Below are 17,366 nucleotides of genomic sequence, written 5' to 3'. Positions count from 1 at the left end.
GCGCGATTTACATGCTCTCGATCATCACGTCGCCAAAACCGGAGCAGCTGACCTGGGTGGCGCCGGACATCAGCCGGGCGAAGTCGTGGGTGACCTGCTTGCTGCCGATGGCGCTGCGCAGGGCGGCGATGACCACGTCGGCGGCCTCCTTCCAGCCCAGGTGCCGAAGCATCATCTCGGCGGCGAGGATTTCGGCGCATGGGTTGGCGTAGTCCTTGCCCGCGAACCTGGGCACGGGGCCGTGGGTGGGCTCGAAGCACGCCAGGGAATCGGACAGGTTGGCACCCGGCGCGATGCCGATGCCGCCCACCTGCGCCGCCAGCGCGTCGGCGATGTAGTCGCCGTTGAGGTTGAGCGTGGCCACCACCGAGAAGTCCAGCGGGCGCAGCAGGATCTGCTGAAGGAAGTCGTCGGCGAAACAATCCTTGATGAGGATGTCCCGGCCGGTCTTCGGGTTGCGGAACTGGCACCACGGCCCGCCGTCGAGCAAGGCCGCACCGAATTCCTTCTGGGCCAGCGCGTAGGCCCAGTCGCGGAAGCCGCCTTCCGTGTAGCGCATGATGTTGCCCTTGTGCACGATGGTCACACTGGGCTTGTCGTGGTCGATGGCGTACTGGATCGCCTTGCGCATCAGGCGCTCGGTGCCCTCCTTGGACACCGTCTTGATGCCGATGCCCGACGTGGCCGGGAAACGGATGGTGGTCACGCCCATTTCGACCTGAAGCAGGCGGATCAGGCTTTGCGCCTGGGGAGAGCCCGCCTCGTACTCGATCCCCGCATAGATGTCTTCCGAGTTCTCGCGGAACACCACCATGTTGGTTTTCTCGGGCTCCTTCAGCGGCGACGGAACGCCCTCGAAGTACTGCACAGGACGCAGGCAGACATAGAGGTCGAGCGCCTGGCGCAGCGCCACGTTCAGCGAGCGGAACGGCCCACCGGCAGGCGTGGACAAGGGCCCTTTGATGGACACCACGTGGGCGCGCAAGGCGTCCAGGGTTTCCTCCGGCAGCCAGACGTCCGGCCCGTAGACCTGGGTGGCCTTCTGGCCGACATAGACCTCCATCCAGTGGATTTTCCGGCGGCCACCATAGGCCTTGGCCACGGCGGCGTCCACCACCTTGAGCATCACCGGCGTGATGTCCAGGCCGGTGCCGTCGCCTTCGATGTAAGGCACGATGGGTTCGTCAGGCACCTGGAGCGACATGTCGGCATTGACGGCGATCTTCTGACCTTGGGCGGGCACGCGGATGTGCTGGTACATGTCGATGGGAATCCAGAGGGCTGAGGAAGGGAACAAGAGCGCGAATTCTAGACTCGGAGCTTCAGCCCCCGCCCGGCCGTGCCACGATGGCGGACAATGCGGGCCTGACCCGACTCACCCGCCTCACCGCATGAAACGCCTGCTCACGCCCCTGATCTGCCTGTTCTTCCTGCTGTCGGGGCCAGCCTGGTCCCAGGAAGGTCCTCAGCTTCAGCTGCCGCGCGTCGGCCTGTCGGCCGGCATGCACCTGATCCACGCCCAGGTGGCCGCCACCCCTCAGGAACGTGCCGTGGGCCTCATGTTCCGCAAGGACATGCCGGTCAACGAGGGCATGCTGTTCGTGTTTGAACAGCCCTCCGGTCAGTGCTTCTGGATGAAGAACACGCTGCTGCCGCTGACCGCCGCCTTCGTGGCCGACGACGGCACCATCGTCAACCTGGCGAACATGCAGCCCCAGAGCCTGGACTCGCACTGCTCGGCCAAGCCGGTGCGCTACGTGCTCGAGATGCACCAGGGCTGGTTCGACAAGCGCGGCATCAAGGCCGGCTCGCGCCTGAGCGGCGCCCCGTTCATCAAGTAACCCCCGAAAAGAAAAAGGCCACCGTTTCCGGTGGCCTTTTTTGCGTCAGGACTTCAGCAAAGCCAGCGCCGCGTTGAACGTCTTGCTGGGGCGCATGATGGCTTCCAGCTTGGCGAAATCGGGCTTGTAGTAGCCGCCGATGTCGACCGGCTTGCCCTGCACGTCGGCCAGTTCCTTGACGATGGTCTTCTCGTTGTCGGCCAGCGCCTTGGCCAGCGGTGCGAACTTCTCCGCCAGCGCCTTGTCCTCGGTCTGCGCAGCCAGCTCCTGCGCCCAGTACAGCGCCAGGTAGAACTGGCTGCCGCGGTTGTCGAGCTGACCGGTCTTGGGCGACGGGTTCTTGTTGTTGTCCAGCAGCTTGCCGGTGGCCGCGTCCAGGGTCTTGGCCAGCAGTTTGGCCTGGGCATTGTTGTTCTTGAGGCCCAGGTCTTCGAAGCTCACGGCCAGGGCCAGGAACTCACCCAGCGAATCCCAGCGCAGGTGGTTCTCTTCCACCAGCTGTTGCACGTGCTTGGGCGCGGAGCCGCCTGCACCGGTCTCGTACATGCCGCCACCGGCCATCAGGGGCACGATGGACAGCATCTTGGCGCTGGTGCCCAGTTCCATGATGGGGAACAGGTCGGTCAGGTAGTCGCGCAGGATGTTGCCGGTGGCGCTGATGGTGTCCTGCCCGCGGATCACGCGCTCCAGCGTGTAGCGCATGGCGCGCACCTGGCTCATGATCTGGATGTCCAGACCTGCCGTGTTGTGCTCGTGCAGGTACATCTTGACCTTGGTGATCAGCTGGGCTTCGTGCGGGCGGTAGGCGTCGAGCCAGAACACCACGGGCATGCCCGAGTTGCGCGCGCGGGTCACGGCCAGCTTGACCCAGTCGCGGATGGCAGCGTCCTTGACCTGGCACATGCGCCAGATGTCGCCCTGCTCCACGTCCTGGCTCATCAGCACCTCGCCGGTGGCCAGGTCGGTGATGTTGGCCACGCCGTCTTCGGGGATCTCGAAGGTCTTGTCGTGCGAACCGTACTCCTCGGCCTGCTGGGCCATCAGGCCCACGTTGGGCACGGTACCCATGGTCTTGGGATCGAACGCGCCGTGCCACTTGCAGAAGTTGATCATCTCCTGGTAGATGCGGGCGAAGGTCGATTCGGGCATCACGGCCTTGACGTCCTTCAGGCGGCCATCAGCGCCCCACATCTTGCCGCTGTTGCGGATCATCGCCGGCATGGAAGCGTCGACGATCACGTCGTTGGGCGAATGGAAGTTGGTGATGCCCTTGGCCGAATCGACCATGGCCAGCTCGGGGCGGCCTTCGTGGCAGGCGTGCAGGTCGCGCTTGATCTCGTCCTGCTTGCTCTGCGGCAGCGTGGCGATCTTGTTGTACAGATCCACCATGCCGTTGTTGACGTTCACGCCCAGTTCATCGAACAGCTTGCCGTGTTTCTCGAAGGCGTCGCGGTAGAAGATGCGCACGCAATGGCCGAACACGATGGGGTGCGACACCTTCATCATGGTGGCCTTGACGTGCAGCGAGAACATCACGCCGGTCTTGCGCGCGTCCTCGATCTCCTTTTCGTAGAAGGCCAGCAGCGCCTTCTTGCTCATGAACATCGAGTCGATCACCTCGCGATCCAGCAGCGAGACCTTGGGCTTGAGCACGATGGTCTTGCCGCTCTTGGTGATCAGCTCCATCTTGACGTCGCGCGCCTTGTCCAGGGTCATGGACTTCTCACCGTGGTAGAAGTCGCCGTGGTGCATGTGCGAGACGTGCGAGCGTGAAGCCTGGCTCCACTCACCCATGCTGTGCGGGTTCTTGCGGGCGTATTCCTTCACCGCGCGGGGGGCGCGCCGGTCCGAGTTGCCTTCGCGCAGCACCGGGTTCACTGCGCTGCCGGTGCACTTGGAGTAGCGCGCGCGGATGTCCTTTTCTTCGTCGGTCTTGGGATTCTCGGGGTAGTCCGGAATCTTGTAGCCCTTGGCCTGCAGCTCCTTGATGCACGACATGAGCTGGGCCACCGACGCGCTGATGTTGGGCAGCTTGATGATGTTGGCCTCGGGCTTGAGCGTGAGCTTGCCCAGCGCGGCGAGGTCGTCGCTGACGCGCTGTTCCTCGGTCAGGCACTCAGGGAAAGCCGCCAGCACGCGCCCCGCCACGGAGATGTCGGCGGTGGTGACGTTGATGCCTGCGGGCGCTGCGAAGGTGCGGATGACAGGGAGAAACGCACTGGTGGCCAGCAAGGGGGCCTCGTCCGTCAGGGTGTAGATGATGGTGGGTTGCTGGCTGCTCATTGCTTATCTCCAGAGGTTGTAGGGTGCGATGCCGATCGGCATCCAGGCCGGTGGCGCGGACACGGTGACCGGTATCCCGTGATTGTGCTTTCAGCGCAAGGGCCAGGCCTTCGTTTTTGGGATCACATTCCCACAATACAAAACACGCGCAAAAAAATTTGCATGCTTTCATGCCGCCAGACAGCAAAAAGGGCCCGAAGGTCACCCTCCGAGCCCTTGATGCTGGCGCATGCGATCAGGCGAAGTTGGCTTCGGCAAACGACCAGTTCACCAGTTTGTCGAGGAAGGTCTCGACGAACTTGGGACGCAGGTTGCGGTAGTCGATGTAGTAGGCGTGTTCCCACACGTCCACGGTCAGCAGGGCCTTGTCGCCCGTGGTCAGCGGGGTGCCGGCGGCGCCCATGTTGACGATGTCGACCGAGCCGTCAGCCTTCTTCACCAGCCAGGTCCAGCCCGAGCCGAAGTTGCCCACGGCGGACTTGACGAAGGCTTCCTTGAAGGCGGCATAGCTGCCCCACTTGGCCGTGATGGCCGCGGCCAGCGCGCCGGAAGGCTCACCGCCACCGTTGGGCTTCATGCAGTTCCAGAAGAAGGTGTGGTTCCAGATCTGGGCCGAGTTGTTGTAGATGCCGCCGCTGGACTTCTTGATGATGGACTCGAGGTCCATGTTCTCGAACTCCGTGCCCTTTTGCAGGTTGTTCAGGTTGACCACATACGCGTTGTGGTGCTTGCCGTGGTGGTACTCGAGCGTCTCGCGGCTGTAGTGCGGGGCCAGGGCGTCCAGGTCGTAAGGCAGTTTGGGCAGGGTGTGTTCCATGGGGTTCCTCTTGCGTTGGTGTTGTGAAATGGCGCGCTTGGCCGCGGGAAGCGGAGCACAAGGCAATCGGGCCTCCGCATTGTAGGCAAGGCCAGTGACGGCAGAGCGATCAGGGTTTCTCGGCCCTCAGGGATTCAGCCTTCCACCCTCACGTCCAGCGAGCCATCGGCCAGCGTCGCGCGCAGCGGCTGCCCGGGCCGGGCCTGAGCGGCGCGCGTGAGCGCAGCACCATGCTCGTCGGTGAGAAAGGCATAGCCCCGCTGCAGCACGAGTTGCGGATCGAGCAGGCCCAGCGCGGTCTGGCCGCGCTGCAACCGCTGCCGCTGCGCTTGCAGCGCGCGCTGCAAGGATGGCGGCAACTGGGTCTGCAAGGTCTGCAGGCGGTTGTGCTGGCGCTGGATCGCCAGCGAACCACTGCGCTGCAAGCCGTGCTCCAGACTGGCCAGGTGCTGCAGGCTGTCGTGGATGCGCCCGGAGGGCCGCCCCAGGCGCTGGGCCAGGCGGTCAAGCCGCTGACCGCGCTGATCGATGTCCGAATAGGCGCCATCGTTCAGGCGCTCCTGCAGGTAGGCCAGTTCGCCTAGGCGCTGCACTTTCGTGGGTGCGCACAGCTCGGCCGCCGCGGTCGGCGTGGGCGCGCGCAGGTCGGCCACGAAATCGGCCAAAGTGAAGTCGGTCTCGTGTCCGACGCCGCACACCACGGGCATCGGGGCCTGCGCGATGGTGCGCACCAGCACCGGGTCGTTGAACGACCACAGGTCTTCCAGCGACCCGCCTCCGCGCACGAGCAGCAGCACCTCGCTCTCGCCGGTGTCCGCATGCCGCTGGTAAGCGGTTTGCAGCGCGGCGCACAGCTCGGCAGGCGCCTGCGCGCCCTGCACGGCCGCCGGGTAGATGACCACCGGAATATGGGGCACCCGCCGCTTCAACGCCGTGACCACATCGCGCAAGGCCGCCGCACCCAGGGACGTGACGATGCCGATGCTGCGCGGCTGCACGGGCAGCGGACGTTTGCGGGCCTCCTCGAACAGGCCCTCGGCCTCCAGCTGGGCCTTGAGCTTGAGGAATTGTTCGAACAGCGCGCCCTGCCCCGCGGGCTGCAGCGACTCGACAATGAGCTGCAGATCGCCGCGCGCACCGTAGACATCGAGCTTGCCACGCGCCTCGACCAGCTGGCCATCGCGCGGGGCAAAACTCAACTGCTCGGCCGAGCGCCTGAACATGGCGCAACGCACCTGGCCGATCTCGTCCTTGAGCGAAAAATAACAATGGCCGCTGGCCGCCCTCGAAAAGCCCGAAAGCTCCCCCCGAACCGCCACCGGATTGAATCGGGCCGAGACGGTGTCGGCCACGGCTCGCATCAGCGGGCCAACTGCCCACACACGCCGCGCGGACGGCTGATCGGCATCGAACAAGGATTCAGCCACGCGCATCTCCGGGGCAAATGTGTCCACAAGCCGCGCCGTTGCTGGCGATGCTGAAACACCCTTCAATGGCGCCGCGCGATGCCGCCAAGAGCCTTGATTCCAAAGACATTTGCAGTGCCTGTTTTGTGATCGACGTGTCGCCGGCCCTTCCAGGCCGGGGTTTCGTGCGCATCGCGGGTGAGTTTTTCACAAAGTTATCCACAGAATTTGTGCATCAGGGAGAGGAATCGGGCCCGACTGGCTGGACGGCATGGGCAGGGGCCGAATGGTCGGTCCCTTCAGAGGGCCGCACATGGGCCTGAGACATAATCGTTCGCACCCTCAAGGCCACCCGCGTCCGGTGGCACTAGCCTGGAGTTCTGATTTGTTTTCCATCATACAAGCCGCTGGCTGGCCCATCTGGCCCCTGATCGCCTGTTCCGTGCTCGGCATGGCCCTGGTCATCGAACGCTTCGTCAGCCTCAAAACGCGCAAGATCTTCCCGCCCAAGCTGCTCGACGAAGCCATCATGGTCTCGCGCAACGGCATCCCGGGCCCGGACGTGGTCAAGCAGCTTGAACAGAACTCCGTGCTGGGCACGGTGCTCGCCACCGGTTTCCGCACCTACAACGTCAACCCGCGCGCCACCGAAGACGACCTGCGCGCCAGCCTGGAAGGCGCGGGCCGCGAAGCCGCCGCCAAGCTGCAGCGCTACCTGGGCGCGCTGGCCACGATCGCGTCGGCCGCGCCCCTGCTCGGCCTGCTCGGCACCGTCATCGGCATGATCGAGATCTTCGGCTCGCAGGCGGTGGACACCGTTGGCGCCGTGCCCGGCATGGGCAACCCCGGCCAGCTCGCGCACGGCATCTCGATCGCCCTCTACAACACCGCGTTCGGCCTGATCATCGCCATCCCCGCGCTGATCTTCTGGCGCTACTTCCGCGCCCGGGTGGACAGCTACCTGCTGTCCATGGAACTCGCGGCGGAGCGCTTCGCCCGGCACCTGCTGAGCCTGCGGAAGCCCACGCTATGAACTTCCGCACCGGTGAGCACGATGAGCCCGAGATCAACCTGATCCCGTTCATCGACATCCTGCTGGTGGTGCTGATCTTCCTGATGCTCACCACCACCTACAGCAAGTTCACCGAACTGAAGGTGAACCTTCCGGTGGCCGACGCGCAGGCGCCCAAGCAGAATCCGCGCGAGATCGTGGTGGCGGTGGGCAGCGACGGCCGCTACTCCATCAACCGGCAGGTGCTCGAGGGCGCGGGCGTCGAGGTCCTCACGCGCGTGCTCTCGGAAGCCTCGCAGGACAACCGCGACACAGTCATCGTCATCAGCGCGGACGCCGCCGCCACCCACCAGTCGGTCATCAATGTGATGGACGCCGCCCGCCGGGCCGGCCTGGTGCAGATCACGTTCGCCACCCAGCAGACGGGTGCCCCCGCCCGCGGCAAACCCTGACGCGCCACGGGTGCCCGCCATGAGCCAGGCCCAGGGGCAGACGCAGGAAGCCGCCTGGCTGCGGCGCGCCCAGCAACGCGGCCCGCTGTCCTGCCTGCTCTGGCCCGTCTCCCTGCTGTACCGCTCGCTCATGGCCCTGCGCCGCTGGCTGTATGCCCGTGGGCTGCTGAAGGTTCACCAGATGGATGTGCCGGTCGTCGTGGTCGGCAACGTGGTGGTCGGCGGTGCGGGAAAGACGCCCTGCACCATCGCGCTGGTCAAGCACCTTCAGGCGCAGGGCTGGCATCCCGGTGTGGTCTCGCGGGGTCATGGCCGGCACGCCATCGGCGTGACCCATGTGCACGCCGACACGCCAGCCAGCGAAGCCGGGGACGAGCCCCTCTTGATCCACCAGCGCACCGGCGTCCCCGTCTGCGTGGCGGCTCGCCGGGTCGATGCCGCGCGCGCGCTGCGCGCCACCCACCCCGACGTGGATGTGCTGGTGTGCGACGACGGGCTGCAGCACCTCGCGTTGGCGAGGCAACTGGCCATCGCGGTGTTTGACGACCGCGGCGTGGGCAACGGTTGGCTGCTGCCCGCCGGCCTGCTGCGCGAACCCTGGCCGCCCGCGCGCCACGCGCCGTTCAGGCCCGACCTTCTCCTGCGGCAAGGCCGCGCGGGTGCGCCGGCCGCCACGGGTGTGGCGGCGCCGGACATGCCCGCGTTCGGGGCGGTGCGGCAACTGGCCGCCCATGCCGTCGGCCCCCGGGGCCAGCGCATCGAACTGTCGCGATTGAAGGGCGAGCCGCTGACCGCGGTGGCCGGCATCGCCCGGCCCGAGGTGTTCTTTGACATGCTGCGGGAGGCCGGCCTCGCCCCCACGCAGCAGGTGGCCCTGCCGGATCACGCCGACCCGGCGGCCTACGCGGAGCTGGTGCACGGCGCGCGGCACCCCTTGGTCTGCACCGAGAAGGACGCGACCAAACTCTTTGCCCTTTTGCCGGCAGACGGCTCCGTGCAAGCCTGGGCCGTCCCGCTCGAACTCACGCCCGACCCGGCATTTTTCGAGGCGGTCGACGCCCATCTGACCGCCTGGCGCCCCGCGCCTTGAAACCCGGATCCAGCCGGCGCGACTATCATTCCGCCATGGACACCAAACTGCTCGAACTGCTGGTCTGCCCGGTCACCAAGGGCCCTCTGATCTTCGACCGCGACAAGCAGGAACTGCTCTCGCGCAGCGCGCGCCTGGCCTACCCGGTGCGCGACGGCATTCCCATCCTGCTCGAACACGAGGCCCGCACGATCAGCGAAGAGGAAGCGGCGCGCCCATCGGCCCCCGCCCCGCTCGCATGAGCCTGCCCACCGCGGCGGCCGACTTCACCGTCCTCATTCCCGCCCGGCTGGCCTCCACCCGCCTGCCCGACAAACCCCTGGCCGACATCGCCGGCGTGCCCATGGTGGTGCGCGTGGCGCAGCGCGCGATGCAGAGCGGCGCCTCGCGCTGCGTGGTGGCGGCCGACGATCCGCGCATCGTCGACGCCTGCGCCGCCCACGGCGTGCAAGCCCTGCTCACGCGAACCGACCACCGCTCCGGCAGCGACCGCCTGGCCGAAGCCTGCGCCCTGCTCGGCCTGGCGGATGAGGCATTGGTGGTCAATGTGCAAGGCGACGAACCTCTGATCGAGCCGACGCTGATCGACGCCGTGGCGGCCGAACTGCGGCGCCGCGACGATTGCGTGATGAGCACCGCCGCCCACGCCCTCGACAGCACGAGCGACTTCCTCAATCCCAACGTGGTGAAGGTGGTGCTCGACCGCATGGGCACCGCGCTGTACTTCAGCCGCGCACCCATCGCCTGGTGGCGCGATGGCATGGCACCCGGCCAGCCCATGAGCGCGCTGCCGACCCCTGCGCCACTGCGCCACGTCGGCATCTACGCCTATCGCGCCGGCTTCCTGCGGCAGTTTCCCCAGCTGGAGCCTTCGTCGCTGGAAGCAATCGAGTCGCTGGAGCAATTGCGCGTGCTCTGGCACGGCCACCGCATCGCGGTGCACGTGACGGCCCATGCACCGGGCCCCGGCGTGGACACGCCGCAAGATCTTCAACGGGTGCGCGAGCTGCTCGCCAAGGCCTGAATTACGGGCCTTGCGGTGGGCGTCGGAGCCCTTTTCCTGTCAGCCAGAGCGAAGGGTGCCCGTGCTATCCTCGACCGGTCGCCCCGGCTCCCACGCCCTGGGGCCGCCGCTCGAGACAAGCGGCCACGCCATTGAAACTCTGAAAAAAGGAAAGCGATGAGACTGATTCTGTTGGGCGCCCCGGGTGCCGGCAAAGGAACGCAAGCCACGTTCATTTGCCAAAAATACGGCATCCCCCAGATCTCCACCGGCGACATGCTGCGCGCGGCGGTGAAGGCCGGCACCCCCCTGGGGCTGCAAGCCAAGGCCGTGATGGAATCCGGCGGTCTGGTCAGCGACGACCTCATCATCAACCTGGTCAAGGAACGCATTGCCCAGTCCGATTGCGCCAACGGCTTCCTGTTCGACGGCTTCCCGCGCACCATTCCGCAGGCCGATGCCATGAAGTCCGCCGGCGTGAAGCTGGACTACGTGCTGGAAATTGACGTGCCGTTCGACGCCATCATCGAACGCATGAGCGGCCGCCGTTCGCACCCCGCCTCGGGCCGCACCTACCACGTCAAGTTCAACCCGCCCAAGGTGGAAGGCAAGGACGACGTGACCGGCGAGCCGTTGATCCAGCGCGAAGACGACAAGGAAGAGACCGTGAAGAAGCGGCTCGAGGTCTACAGCGCACAGACCCGTCCCCTCGTGGACTACTACAGCAGCTGGGCGCGCTCGGACGCGGCCGCCGCGCCCAAGTACCGCGCCATCAGCGGCATGGGCTCGGTCGAGGACATCACGGCGCGCGCCTTCGAGGCGCTGTCGAAGTAAGCCACCCCGGCTTCCCGCAGAACACCCGGCCACGTGCCGGGTGTTCCGCTTTCAGGAGGGCTCAAGCCGGGCTGGAGCGCAGGCCGTAGGCCTTGCCCTCCAGAAACACGTACTCGGCGCGCAGGATCGCTTCGCCCTTCTCGTCCTTGAACGCGAAGCCCACGGTGGACAGGGAGGCCCCGGTCTTGACCTCAGGCATCTGCCATTGCCCCAACCGGAACAGCGGCGCCAGTTCGATCTCCCAGCGCCGGTCGCGGCGCGTGGGCAACACGGTCTTGGCCAGCAGCGCGGGCCCGTCGATGCCCGCCGTCTGGGCGGGCAAAGGGCGTTGGCCGAGGTCGGCCGGCAGGCGCAGGGCCTCGGGCAGCTCCAGCACCAGCTCGGCGTGCGGGTTGCGCCACTTCACCTCGACCACCCGCCCCTCCAGGTAGAGCGGACGGTCCTGGTCGAAGCTGCTCCAGCCATGGTGGGCCAGCGCCCCACCGCCCCAACCCCCCAGGCCCAGCCAGGCCCCGGTCCGAATCACATCACGTCGTTGCATGGAGATCTCCTTCCCATCACACGTAACCGATCCAACGGCCGCAGGTCAGCACCAGCAGCCACAAGGCCGACGACAGCAGCATCAAGAGGCGCGCAGTGCGGTCCTGGCGCTGCAGCGATCGGCGGGCGTGGAACCAGCCGGCGTTGCACCCCGCCAGCATGATCAACACCATCTTGGCTGTGAACACGCGATTGGCCAGCAGTTCCCCGGCCTGGGTACCGAACATCAGGAGGCCCGACACGGCGGCCAGTGCGAAACCCACCGCCACCAGGCCCAGGCTCAGTTTCGCCAGGGGCTCCACAGGCAGGCTCTGGCCCCAGCCGAACACCCGCAGTTCCAGCAGCGTCAGGTTGCCGAGCAACAGCGCCACGCCCAGCAGATGGGCCACTTCCAGCATGGGGTACGCCCAGGCGTGGGCACCGAGCGCGGCGAACATCGCGTCATTCCATCAGCAGGTCCAGCGCCAGCGCCAACCGGGCCTTGACCGGCGAGAGCCCGGCCGAGTGCGCGAATGGCAGGCCAGCGTGCGGCACCACCCTTCCGCGCGCACAACGCGTCGCCAGCACCACCCGCACCCGTTGTGCCTGCGCGGCATTCAGCGCATCGGTCAGCGCCTGGTGAACGGTACCGTTGCCCGTGCCGGCCACCACGATGCCCCGCAAGGGACGGGCGGCGCCTGGCGCCATCAAGGCCCGCACCAGGCTGCCGTCCGCGTCGGCATGGCTGGTCACCAGTTCGACCCGAGGCAGGGCGTCGGCCGCCAGGAAGCGGGCCAGCGGGGCTGGATCGTGGGAAGCAACGGAGGCGCCCCGGGATCGGAAACGGCGCACCTCCCCCTCCTCCACACAAGCCAGCGGCCCCGCGTCTCCAGAGTCAAAAGCGTCCAGGCGGTAGGTGTGCACCTTCGCCACCTCCAGCGCGCCGTGCACCTGTCCGGCACACACCACCACCACGCCGGCCTCCCCATGCCGCACCACGGCCAGCGCGTCGGCAAGGTTCTGCGGCCCATCCGGCACCAGCGCGGAAGCCGGGCGCATCGCGCAGGTCAGCACCACAGGCTTGGTGGGTTGGAGCAGGCGCTGCAGCACGAACGCCGTTTCCTCCAGGGTGTCGGTGCCGTGCGTCACGATCACCGCCGACACCTGGGGATCGTCCAGATGCGCCTGGAGCCGTGCCGCCAGCGCCTGCCACACCGGCAGGCCCATGTCCTTGCTGTCGATCTGGGCGACCTGCTCCACCTCCAACGGCACGCCGGCCAAAGCCGGAACGGCCGCCACCAGATCGGCCACGCCGACCTGCCCCGCCACGTAGCCCACGTTGTCGCCCGCCTGCGCCGCACGCCCGGCGATGGTGCCGCCCGTGCCCAGGATCACGAGCCGCCGGCCCTGATTTGTGTCCACCACTTGCCAATCCTTGAAAACTGGTTAAAAATACAGATACTGGATAAGAAAACAGGTATCAGCCACTTCCCGCGTTGTTCCTGCCTTCCCAGATGGCGTTCCCCTTGGCCACCACGTTCCCGACGAGGTCCTCATGCTCGACATGCCCCATACCGCACCGAAGCTCACCGCCCGGCAGCAACAGATTCTGGAATTGATCCAGACGGCGATCGCACGCACCGGCGCACCGCCCACCCGTGCCGAAATCGCCAGCGAACTCGGGTTCAAGTCGGCCAATGCCGCCGAAGAGCATCTGCAAGCGCTGGCGCGCAAGGGCGTGATCGAACTGGTCAGTGGCACTTCGCGAGGCATCCGCCTGCGCAGCGAAGACCTGCAGTCCATCAACGATTCGCGCGGGCGCCAGCTTACACTGCCGATCCCCAGCCTGGCCCAGCTGGTGCTCCCCCTGATCGGTCGCGTCGCAGCCGGTTCGCCCATCCTGGCGCAGGAGCATGTGGACCAGACCTACCAGGTCGAGCGCAGCCTGTTCCAGCGCACGCCCGACTACCTGCTCAAGGTGCGTGGCATGTCCATGCGCGACATCGGCATCATGGACGGCGATCTGCTCGCCGTGCAGGCCACGAAGGAAGCCAAGAACGGCCAGATCGTGGTGGCCCGCCTGGGTGACGACGTCACCGTCAAACGCTTCATGCGGCGCCAGCACCTGATTGAATTGCACGCGGAAAACCCCGACTACAAGACCATCGTCGTCGAACCGGGCGAGCCATTCGAAATCGAAGGACTCGCCGTGGGCCTGATCCGCAACAGCTTCCAGCTCTGACCGATCCCGGTCCGTGTCGCCTCAGCAGGTGGCGGGCGTTTGGTCCCGGTGGGTGCACAACCCACCACAAGGACACATCCCTGCGAAGGCGTTTGATTTTGCAATCCTGCCTGTGTTCAACCCCACCCAATGGAGTTTCGCATGGGAAAAATTTTCAACACCAACACGTGGCGCGCCCCTTTGCAGTTGATCGACTGCTGGTTGCCCTCTCCCGCCCTTCGCCGGGCAACGGCCGCCAACGAGCCCGTGGCCACGCAGGTTGTACAGCGCTTTGCGCGTGCCGGGTGGCTCAAGCGCGCCAGCACAACCCGCAGTCCACTTGTCTTGCGGGCCGTGCCACCGGCAGCGGACCCTGTGCCTCGCGTGCGCGTGCTGCAGCAGACCGGCCCCGCGGCGGCGCACCGGGCCGGTGTCAGGCTGGTGATCTCGGGCCGCATCAACGATGTGTGCGCCGAACTCGATCGACTGGCCGACCAGGAACGCCAGCTGTCCACGCGCGCGGCCTGAACTCGGCCGCCGCCAGCGAGCACACGGCCATCCTCCAGGCTCCCGGCGCGCCGTGCCTGCTTGTAACCAGGGGTCAGCGGCCCGGAAGGCCTGGGAGGTGAAGGCACAATAGGGTCATGAATATTGTGATCCTTGATGACTATCAGGACGCTGTGCGCAAACTGCGGTGTGCCGAGAAACTGGAGCCTTACCCGGCCAAAGTCTTCACCAACACGGTCAAGGGCGTGGGCCAGCTGTCCATCCGATTGCGCGATGCCGATGTGCTGGTCCTGATCCGGGAACGCACCGCCATCACCCGTCAACTGGTTGAAAAACTCCCCCGGCTCAAACTCATCGCCCAGACCGGGCGCGTGGGTGAGCATGTGGACGTCAATGCCTGCACCGAGCGTGGCATCGCGGTGGCCGAGGGCGTGGGTTCACCCGTCTCCACCGCCGAGCTCACCTGGGCCCTGATGCTTGCGGCCATGCGCCGCATCCCGCAATACGTCTCCAACCTCAAGCATGGCGCCTGGCAACAGGCTGGGCTGAAGGCCGCGGCCATGCCCGCCAACTTCGGCGTGGGCATGGTGCTGCGTGGCAAGACGCTGGGCATCTGGAGCTACGGCCGCATCGGGCAGATGGTGGCAGGTTACGGGCGGGCCTTCGGCATGCGCGTGATCGTGTGGGGCAGCGAAGAAAGCTGTGCCCGCGCCGCGTCCGATGGTTTCGATGTGGCCCCCAGCAAGGCAGCCCTGTTTGAAACGGCCGACGTGCTGAGCCTGCACTTGCGGCTGAGCGAGAGCAACGCGGGCTGTGTGACACCCGAAGACCTCGCCGCCATGAAGACCTCCGCGCTGTTGGTCAACACCTCCCGCGCCGAGCTCATCCAGCCCGAGGCGCTGATCGCCGCGCTGAACCGGGGTCGCCCGGGCATGGCCGCGATCGACGTGTTCGAATCCGAGCCCATCCTGCAAGGCCATGCCCTGCTGCGGCTCGAAAACTGCATCTGCACGCCCCACATCGGCTATGTCGAGCAGGACAGCTACGAGATGTACTTCTCCTCTGCGTTCGACAACGTGGTCAACTACATCAAGGGCACACCGACCAATATCGTCAATCCAGGCGCGCTGCAGGTTCGACGCTGATGGCTGCGATCGACCTCACCCCAGAAAAAACGCCGGTTGTCACCGGCGTTTTTTCTGGGTACCAAGGGCGTCAGCGTTTGCCATCCGGCTTCGAGCCTGGCTCGTCGTCCGGCGGCATGAAGTCCAACACCTCGAAATCGATCAGGTTGCTCAGCGGCAGGTCCTGGGCGTCACCTGCCTTGGCGGTCGGCTCCACGGGCGGCGACACCTCTGGCAACAAGGCCTCGAAGGCAGAGAACTCGGAGAGGTCGTTCAGGTTGATGTCCAGGCCCAGGTGGGACGACGCAGGCACCAGCACACCCAGGTCCATCGGCTGGGTGTTGCGACCGCCAGCAGGCTCTTCAGCGACGGGGGGCTTCTTGCCGGCTGGCGCGCTCGGACGCCGGCCGTCGGCTTTCAGCGGTTGCATGTTCGTGTGCCGGAATTCGCTGTGCTTTGCCGCGGACGGCTCGTCTCGCTTGATCAGCTCCTTGGCCATCGCGTGCAACAGCAAGAGCTCGCGGTACGCCTCGAGATCGAACACCTCGACTTCGTCGTCGCTGGCGTCCCGGAAGATCGACTCCTCGATCAGGTCCAGCACCCGGGGCTCCGGCCACAGCGACTGAATGCGGCTGAAGGCCGTTTCGTAGGCTTCAAGGCCTCGACCACCGTCGGTGTAGCGGTTGAAGGGCGGCGCGCCGGCATTGAAGACGTGGTTGAACTCGTCGCGCAGGGCGTCGTAGTCTTCGCGGCGCCCCAGGCGGTGATAGAGCTTGAACAGATCCAGGTAAGCCAGGGGGCTGGGCTCATGGCTCTCGGCCAGGTGGTTGCGCAGCACTTGGATGGCCTGCTCGTCTTCACCCAGCGACACGAAAAAGTCGGCCTGCTGCTGAATGTCGAACAACTCTTCCGTGGCCACCGAACGGGAGATGCCCAAGGCGCTCGGTGAAAAATCCCGACGGTCGCGCGATGGCAGCGCAACCGCCGATTCCGGCTGTGGATCGCTCTCGCGCGCAGCGGCGCCATCGAGGGCCTGCAAATCGTCCAGCGACGAATCCTGATCCAGGTGAAGATCGAGTTCCACGCCGCCGGGCGCGGGGGCCGCCACCGTCGGGGCGCCCTGGCGCACGGGCTTGCGGAGCTGTGCCGGCATGGTTTTGTCTTCAGGCGTCGAGGACCACCACGCACGGGACGCCTCGGACCCGGCCTGCGCTGGACGGCGGCGCGACGCCATCAGCAGCGCCAGAAGCGTCAGCAACAGCAGTGCGCCCAGCAGGTACACCAGCCAGTTGCGGTAGCGCTGGTCACGCGCCTCATTCAGTTGGGCGTTCAGCTCGCCAATGCTGTTCTGGCTCTGGGCCCGGGCGTTGCGCAGTTGCTCGGCTTCCGCCTCCAGCGCCGCGAGTTTCTGGGCGTCCCGCAGGATGTCTTCCGGCGACGCGCTGAGAGACTTCCAGAGCAGGCCGGCGGCGGCGCGGGCTTCTTCGGAGGTGGCGGGCTCACTCAGCAAGAAGGGCGAGAGCTTGAGCGTCGGATCGCGCTCGATGCCCGCATCCAGATCGATCGGGTCCAGCTGCAGGCGGGGCGCCGCAGGGGGTGCCGGTGGACGGCGCACCACACTGCTCGCACGGGGCGACGCGGTGGCACCCGGTTTCGCGGCGGGCTTGGGCGCAGGCCGTGCCGATGGCGAAGCCACAGGGCCAGCCGCAACGGGCGGCCGAGCGCTGGCGGTGCCACTCTCTACCAGGCTGCCGCCCGCGACACCGGGACCCGCAGGCGTGGAAGGCGCCTGCGCCACCGCCGGGGGCGCCACGGCCACCGGGTTGTTGGATCGGTCGACCGGCGCCATCGGCTCGTTGAGCGGGTCGGCCAGCAGCACGAAGCGGCGGGTGAACGCGGTGCCGCAGCCGGCACGCACGTACAAGGTGACGATGGGTTCGTTGATGGGCTGCCGAGTCTGGATACGCACCGAGGACTCGGCCTCGGCTTTCTGGGGCGTGCTGCGAACCAGACCGGGCGACACTTGCGTATCGCCAAAAAAGACATCCGCATTGAGGCACTGGTTGGTGAGATCCTCACCCGGAGCGAGAAGAACCTGAACCCGGACATCGAGAGGTTGTCCGATGACAGCTGCACCACTGTGCCGCCCCAGCGTGGCCGCCGAACTGCCCAGCGCAGTTAATAGCAAAATACAGCCTGTCCATGTCTGGCGCACGTTGGAAGCCCTTCGTTCTTTCGTTGGATCATTTTGTCATAG

General features: G+C 66.4%; 18 protein-coding genes. 10 read left to right on the top strand and 8 right to left on the bottom strand.

Features of this window, described 5'->3' with window-relative positions:
- Positions 1-7 precede the first annotated feature (7 nt).
- Positions 8-1,261 (bottom strand): NADP-dependent isocitrate dehydrogenase, encoded by a 1,254-nt coding sequence (gene icd / locus AC1Q9M_RS18045; protein ID WP_492434997.1) that lies wholly within the window; start codon positions 1,259-1,261, stop codon positions 8-10.
- A 130-nt stretch (positions 1,262-1,391) separates the two neighbouring features.
- Between icd and AC1Q9M_RS18040 the strand changes: the two genes are divergently transcribed.
- Positions 1,392-1,841, top strand: coding sequence for a DUF192 domain-containing protein (locus AC1Q9M_RS18040; protein ID WP_492434918.1), 450 nt, complete (start codon positions 1,392-1,394; stop codon positions 1,839-1,841).
- A 45-nt stretch (positions 1,842-1,886) separates the two neighbouring features.
- On the opposite strand, the gene AC1Q9M_RS18035 is transcribed toward AC1Q9M_RS18040, so the two are convergent.
- From AC1Q9M_RS18035 to xseA, 3 genes are all read right to left on the bottom strand, one after another.
- Entirely contained in the window at positions 1,887-4,124 is a 2,238-nt protein-coding gene (locus AC1Q9M_RS18035) for an NADP-dependent isocitrate dehydrogenase (protein ID WP_382326604.1), read from the bottom strand.
- A 235-nt stretch (positions 4,125-4,359) separates the two neighbouring features.
- On the bottom strand, positions 4,360-4,941 hold the full coding sequence (locus AC1Q9M_RS18030; protein ID WP_291117076.1) for a superoxide dismutase: 582 nt from the start codon (positions 4,939-4,941) through the stop codon (positions 4,360-4,362).
- A 134-nt stretch (positions 4,942-5,075) separates the two neighbouring features.
- Positions 5,076-6,374 (bottom strand): exodeoxyribonuclease VII large subunit, encoded by a 1,299-nt coding sequence (gene xseA / locus AC1Q9M_RS18025; RefSeq protein ID WP_444687480.1) that lies wholly within the window; start codon positions 6,372-6,374, stop codon positions 5,076-5,078.
- Positions 6,375-6,732: 358 nt separating this feature from the next.
- Here xseA and AC1Q9M_RS18020 point away from each other — a divergent pair, with 358 nt between their 5' ends.
- The 6 genes from AC1Q9M_RS18020 (at position 6,733) to adk (ending at position 10,738) form a co-directional block, all read left to right on the top strand.
- Positions 6,733-7,380 carry a MotA/TolQ/ExbB proton channel family protein gene (locus AC1Q9M_RS18020; protein WP_382157694.1) on the top strand — a complete coding sequence of 216 codons (648 nt, stop codon included), beginning with the start codon at positions 6,733-6,735 and terminating at the stop codon, positions 7,378-7,380.
- Entirely contained in the window at positions 7,377-7,811 is a 435-nt protein-coding gene (locus AC1Q9M_RS18015; protein ID WP_291117082.1) for an ExbD/TolR family protein, read from the top strand. Before AC1Q9M_RS18020 ends, AC1Q9M_RS18015 begins: the two co-directional genes overlap by 4 nt.
- A 19-nt stretch (positions 7,812-7,830) precedes the next feature.
- Entirely contained in the window at positions 7,831-8,901 is a 1,071-nt protein-coding gene (lpxK, locus tag AC1Q9M_RS18010; protein ID WP_444686626.1) for a tetraacyldisaccharide 4'-kinase, read from the top strand.
- 35 nt (positions 8,902-8,936) lie between these two features.
- Positions 8,937-9,143 (top strand): Trm112 family protein, encoded by a 207-nt coding sequence (locus AC1Q9M_RS18005; protein ID WP_291117088.1) that lies wholly within the window; start codon positions 8,937-8,939, stop codon positions 9,141-9,143.
- Positions 9,140-9,925, top strand: coding sequence for a 3-deoxy-manno-octulosonate cytidylyltransferase (kdsB, locus tag AC1Q9M_RS18000; RefSeq protein WP_444686627.1), 786 nt, complete (start codon positions 9,140-9,142; stop codon positions 9,923-9,925). Before AC1Q9M_RS18005 ends, kdsB begins: the two co-directional genes overlap by 4 nt.
- 156 nt (positions 9,926-10,081) lie before the next feature.
- Positions 10,082-10,738: an adenylate kinase gene (gene adk, locus AC1Q9M_RS17995; RefSeq protein WP_382157688.1), complete on the top strand. Its 657-nt coding sequence runs from the start codon at positions 10,082-10,084 to the stop codon at positions 10,736-10,738.
- Between the two features lie 61 nt (positions 10,739-10,799).
- On the opposite strand, the gene AC1Q9M_RS17990 is transcribed toward adk, so the two are convergent.
- The 3 genes from AC1Q9M_RS17990 to AC1Q9M_RS17980 are packed head-to-tail and all read right to left on the bottom strand — an operon-like array spanning position 10,800 to position 12,682.
- The gene (locus tag AC1Q9M_RS17990; protein WP_444686628.1) at positions 10,800-11,279 is read right to left on the bottom strand and encodes a DUF6152 family protein; all 480 of its coding nucleotides are present in this window, start codon (positions 11,277-11,279) and stop codon (positions 10,800-10,802) included.
- Between the two features lie 16 nt (positions 11,280-11,295).
- Positions 11,296-11,715: a hypothetical protein gene (locus tag AC1Q9M_RS17985; RefSeq protein WP_382325015.1), complete on the bottom strand. Its 420-nt coding sequence runs from the start codon at positions 11,713-11,715 to the stop codon at positions 11,296-11,298.
- Positions 11,716-11,719: 4 nt separating this feature from the next.
- Positions 11,720-12,682: an asparaginase gene (locus AC1Q9M_RS17980; protein WP_444686629.1), complete on the bottom strand. Its 963-nt coding sequence runs from the start codon at positions 12,680-12,682 to the stop codon at positions 11,720-11,722.
- A gap of 139 nt (positions 12,683-12,821) precedes the next feature.
- On the opposite strand from AC1Q9M_RS17980, the gene lexA reads away from it, so the two are divergent.
- The 3 genes from lexA (at position 12,822) to AC1Q9M_RS17965 (ending at position 15,130) form a co-directional block, all read left to right on the top strand.
- The gene (gene lexA / locus AC1Q9M_RS17975; protein ID WP_382163966.1) at positions 12,822-13,499 is read left to right on the top strand and encodes a transcriptional repressor LexA; all 678 of its coding nucleotides are present in this window, start codon (positions 12,822-12,824) and stop codon (positions 13,497-13,499) included.
- Positions 13,500-13,853: 354 nt separating this feature from the next.
- Positions 13,854-14,006, top strand: a complete 153-nt coding sequence (locus AC1Q9M_RS17970) for a hypothetical protein (protein ID WP_382325019.1) — start codon at positions 13,854-13,856, stop codon at positions 14,004-14,006.
- A gap of 116 nt (positions 14,007-14,122) precedes the next feature.
- Positions 14,123-15,130 (top strand): D-2-hydroxyacid dehydrogenase family protein, encoded by a 1,008-nt coding sequence (locus AC1Q9M_RS17965; RefSeq protein ID WP_444686630.1) that lies wholly within the window; start codon positions 14,123-14,125, stop codon positions 15,128-15,130.
- Between the two features lie 70 nt (positions 15,131-15,200).
- Here the strand turns inward: AC1Q9M_RS17965 and AC1Q9M_RS17960 are convergent, their stop codons facing one another.
- Positions 15,201-17,324 (bottom strand): type IV pilus assembly protein FimV, encoded by a 2,124-nt coding sequence (locus tag AC1Q9M_RS17960; RefSeq protein WP_444686631.1) that lies wholly within the window; start codon positions 17,322-17,324, stop codon positions 15,201-15,203.
- Positions 17,325-17,366: the final 42 nt, after the last annotated feature.

The organism is Hydrogenophaga sp. GW823-FHT04C09 (genome assembly GCF_058796355.1).
Note: the sequence above shows the minus strand (reverse complement) of the source record. Positions and strands in the feature narration are given on the sequence as shown.

Bases quoted from the DNA above. Each gene is read 5' to 3' on its own strand.
- icd (WP_492434997.1), bottom strand. From the start codon at position 1,261: ATGTACCAGCACATCCGCGTGCCCGCCCAAGGTCAGAAGATCGCCGTC.
- AC1Q9M_RS18040 (WP_492434918.1), top strand. From the start codon at position 1,392: ATGAAACGCCTGCTCACGCCCCTGATCTGCCTGTTCTTCCTGCTGTCG.
- AC1Q9M_RS18035 (WP_382326604.1), bottom strand. From the start codon at position 4,124: ATGAGCAGCCAGCAACCCACCATCATCTACACCCTGACGGACGAGGCC.
- AC1Q9M_RS18030 (WP_291117076.1), bottom strand. From the start codon at position 4,941: ATGGAACACACCCTGCCCAAACTGCCTTACGACCTGGACGCCCTGGCC.
- xseA (WP_444687480.1), bottom strand. From the start codon at position 6,374: ATGCGCGTGGCTGAATCCTTGTTCGATGCCGATCAGCCGTCCGCGCGG.
- AC1Q9M_RS18015 (WP_291117082.1), top strand. From the start codon at position 7,377: ATGAACTTCCGCACCGGTGAGCACGATGAGCCCGAGATCAACCTGATC.
- lpxK (WP_444686626.1), top strand. From the start codon at position 7,831: ATGAGCCAGGCCCAGGGGCAGACGCAGGAAGCCGCCTGGCTGCGGCGC.
- AC1Q9M_RS18005 (WP_291117088.1), top strand. From the start codon at position 8,937: ATGGACACCAAACTGCTCGAACTGCTGGTCTGCCCGGTCACCAAGGGC.
- kdsB (WP_444686627.1), top strand. From the start codon at position 9,140: ATGAGCCTGCCCACCGCGGCGGCCGACTTCACCGTCCTCATTCCCGCC.
- adk (WP_382157688.1), top strand. From the start codon at position 10,082: ATGAGACTGATTCTGTTGGGCGCCCCGGGTGCCGGCAAAGGAACGCAA.
- AC1Q9M_RS17990 (WP_444686628.1), bottom strand. From the start codon at position 11,279: ATGCAACGACGTGATGTGATTCGGACCGGGGCCTGGCTGGGCCTGGGG.
- AC1Q9M_RS17985 (WP_382325015.1), bottom strand. From the start codon at position 11,715: ATGTTCGCCGCGCTCGGTGCCCACGCCTGGGCGTACCCCATGCTGGAA.
- lexA (WP_382163966.1), top strand. From the start codon at position 12,822: ATGCCCCATACCGCACCGAAGCTCACCGCCCGGCAGCAACAGATTCTG.
- AC1Q9M_RS17965 (WP_444686630.1), top strand. From the start codon at position 14,123: ATGAATATTGTGATCCTTGATGACTATCAGGACGCTGTGCGCAAACTG.